3 protein-coding genes are annotated in these 3,120 nt (G+C 35.1%); 1 reads left to right on the top strand and 2 read right to left on the bottom strand.

Going from position 1 to position 3,120, the window contains the following annotated elements:
* Nucleotides 1-1,019, bottom strand: a 1,019-nt coding sequence (locus ABY905_RS15535) for a tyrosine-type recombinase/integrase (protein WP_372645519.1), incomplete at its 3' end; no start/stop codon positions are given.
* Nucleotides 1,020-1,942: 923 nt separating this feature from the next.
* On the opposite strand from ABY905_RS15535, the gene ABY905_RS15530 reads away from it, so the two are divergent.
* Complete coding sequence (locus ABY905_RS15530) at nt 1,943-2,575, top strand: hypothetical protein (RefSeq protein ID WP_372645517.1); 633 nt, start codon at nt 1,943-1,945, stop codon at nt 2,573-2,575.
* Nucleotides 2,576-2,746: 171 nt separating this feature from the next.
* On the opposite strand, the gene ABY905_RS15525 is transcribed toward ABY905_RS15530, so the two are convergent.
* Nucleotides 2,747-3,120 (bottom strand): hypothetical protein (locus tag ABY905_RS15525; RefSeq protein ID WP_372645515.1); only part of this gene is annotated, 374 nt, incomplete at its 5' end.

Here is a 3,120-nt window from a genome sequence, read left to right as displayed (position 1 = left end):
TAAATCTCTGTGGTTTTACTCGAAGCATGGCCTAATATATTTTGAATATACCTTAAATCAGTTCCTTGCTCCAGCAAATGTGTTGCAAACGAATGCCTTAACATATGAGGTGTAATATGTCTGTCCAAATTTGCTAATTTCCCTGCATTTATAACAATTTTAACAATAGTCCCAGGATGATATTTGGTCCTATCTTTTCCTTCAAAAAGATAATAATTGGGCTTAAATACTTCCAGATATTTTTTAAGAACAACAACTAGTAAGTCAGATAAGATTGAGGTTCTATCTTTCTTCCCTTTAGCAGCTCTAATAAAAATCATTTTCTTATCAAACCAAATGTCTTGTTTCCTTAAATTAATAAGTTCACTCCTGCGTAAACCTGCAGAATATAGGGTAGCTAGTATACTTTTGTGTTTTAAGTTTTTTGTGGCATGTAGCATTCTTAAAACTTCTTGTTCTGAGATTACTTTAGGTAAAGTTCTTGTTCTTTTAGGTCTATCAATCTTATAGTATTCTCTATCTAATCCAAGAACCTTCTCATAATAAAACTTGATAGCGTTAATTCTCTGATTCTGTTGACTATTTGATATCGATTTCTTATGTATCAATTTATGAATATAGTCGTTAATCTCTTCCATCTGAATATCCTCAAGAATCCTTTCAGGAAAAGCCTTTTGAAAATCCTTAAAGTAACTCGTGTAAGTTCGTATTGTACTCTCACTGTATCGTACGCGTTCCAATTTTTCAAGATACCCACAGGGCAGTTTAATTTCTGTTTTCTCCTTAGCTTCTACTTCCTTTTCAGGCATCTCTATATCAGCCAGAGCGGAAAAAACAGCCTTGAACTTTTTAAAATCAAATTCGTTTCTAGCTATCCACCAGCATTTATTGCTCTGGCTCCAATGTGCAGGAAAATGCTGTTTTAGCAGATCAATTAATTGCTGATTACGAGCAAAAGCAATCAGCACAACATTTTTGTTGCGATGCTCTTTGCCCGATAGGTGAATTTTAGTTTGCATCAGAATATAATATTAACAATATATAAACCTATTGATAATTATCCAGTTTTCAAATAAAAATTATGAATAAAGTAAAAGGTTCACTCATATTTATATTCAGTATAACATATGAATTCTTTAAAAATTTTAAATAGTAAACATCAAACGTTCCTTTTCCCATGTCCTAAATGACTTAATTAATCATTAAGATCCTTAGACACAGTTTCGTGAACAGTCTCACACAGTTTTGTGAACAATCTCTTTAGTTTGCACGCCTCAGACTTTCAAAAGAGCTCCTCAGCTTTCTCAAACAGCGTTTTACAATTTACCCTGAGCCAAAATCAGCTCAATTATGCTCGTTTATCGCTCCTAAATGGCAAAAATAGACTTCCAAATTGCATTTTACTAGCCATAAACAGCTTCTGATATGTTGCAAACAGCCTGTGGTAAATTTTAAATAATCAAAATTCTGCAAAAAAAGACTTACAGCCATGATTTTACACCCGCACACAAAAACAGACATAAATGTCAATAAACACAGGTTATTCAACGATATCACCTAGGAATATCTAATTAGCATAAATTTCAAAAAACACAAAACGCCATTTTTCATCGCTTTGTCTTAAAAACCGACACAGCCCCTATTTACAAAGGCATACAGTCTTCACAACACCTCTCCAAATCCTTGGCACTTTCCCTATTTACGGGCTTTTCTCAATTTAACAAAATGGGAGTTTGAAAAACACAAACTAAAAAACAAGCAAAAACAGGTCAATAATCTATCTGCCAGATGAATTAATCCCCATACTGTAATGCCAGTATTTTTGCGATGTTAAGTCTATATGCAGAAAATTTATTCCTAAAAAATGCAATTTTATAAAATATTATTTTCTAGATTTAATATAGAATTCCATACAATATGTTTAACCCATAAATTTAATAAGATGGTACAAATACCGGTAAAAAAGAGTTTTATTGAAACAAATGTAGTGGGCTTTTCTACAAAGAGAGAGAATTTTCTTGAGAAAGCACCTCAATTAATCGCCGATGGAATATTGCCCAAAGAAGCTACAGAGGCCGTAATAAAATTGCTGCAAGACGATAGGACGCGCCTCAATCAGAAAAATATGGATCAGAAAACGGCTCATGACTCTCAAATTATCTATTCTAAAGGACATTGCCCTGTTGAAAAAGGCTTAAGGGAATACAAAAAAATCATTGACGAAACACCAGGCATTAGTCCTGAAACAAAAATTGAATTGGGCTTGGTTGATGAAAATAGTAATGAGTCAACCAACAACAAAAAGCCAGACCTGAAAGGAAGAGAAATAGGTGGTTCCCCCCACCTTAGCTTTACTAAATACCCTATGGAAGGCATTATGTTGTATGGAAAGATTAACGATGGACCTTACGATTTTCAGACCAGTGTACGAGGATCGAGTTTTGATGACACCCGTCCGCGGGTGAACCCAAAACTCACCGAAGTTAGAGAATACTATGCCTACTATATATACAAAGGCATAAAAGTGGGTAAGCAATCGGAAATTGTTCGAATTGTACTGCCCCCTATTGAATAGTAAAACAGCTTGTACCAATAAACCCCACAGCGATATAGACTTGTGGGGTTTATTCCATTGTATAGCATGCCTTTTTATAAACAGGGAATGAAGTTGAAATAATAGCGCCAAAACCCATTTTTTTTGACTTGGGTTCAATTCCACTCAGCCACCAAAAACCAGCTCTGACCTTTAAATCTTTGGGCTTTTTGATTTTTTAGACCTTCTCTCCGCTCGTTTTCTCTGTCTTCTTTCTTTGGCCAACTGGGCTTTGCTTTTCAGTTTCAGTTTATCTTTAGGGATATCGACTAAAGCAGCCTCATCAACTGGCTCTGACTGGGAATTTAACCGGCTTTCCTTTTCGTCATGATCAGGAGCTATAATGGAAGTATTGACAGGACGATTTGAATAATAGTCTTGAACATCCGTTTTATTATTTTGAGAAGTATCACTCGGAGCCACCGTACCAAAGCGATCATATTGATCCAAATTATAACCTATTGAATAGAGTCTACCGACATCCCCATCAGTGTCAGATGATACAGTCGAAGAGTTATTCGTTCGAG

Origin of the sequence: Ancylomarina sp. (genome assembly GCF_041555295.1) — a bacterium.
In the GTDB taxonomy this organism is placed as follows: domain Bacteria; phylum Bacteroidota; class Bacteroidia; order Bacteroidales; family Marinifilaceae; genus Ancylomarina.
The sequence above is the reverse complement of the archived record's forward strand: the minus strand, read 5'-3'. Positions and strand labels throughout refer to the sequence as shown.

What these genes read in the sequence shown, in the direction of transcription:
- ABY905_RS15530 (WP_372645517.1), top strand. Translation starts at nt 1,943, where the DNA reads ATGGTACAAATACCGGTAAAAAAGAGTTTTATTGAAACAAATGTAGTG.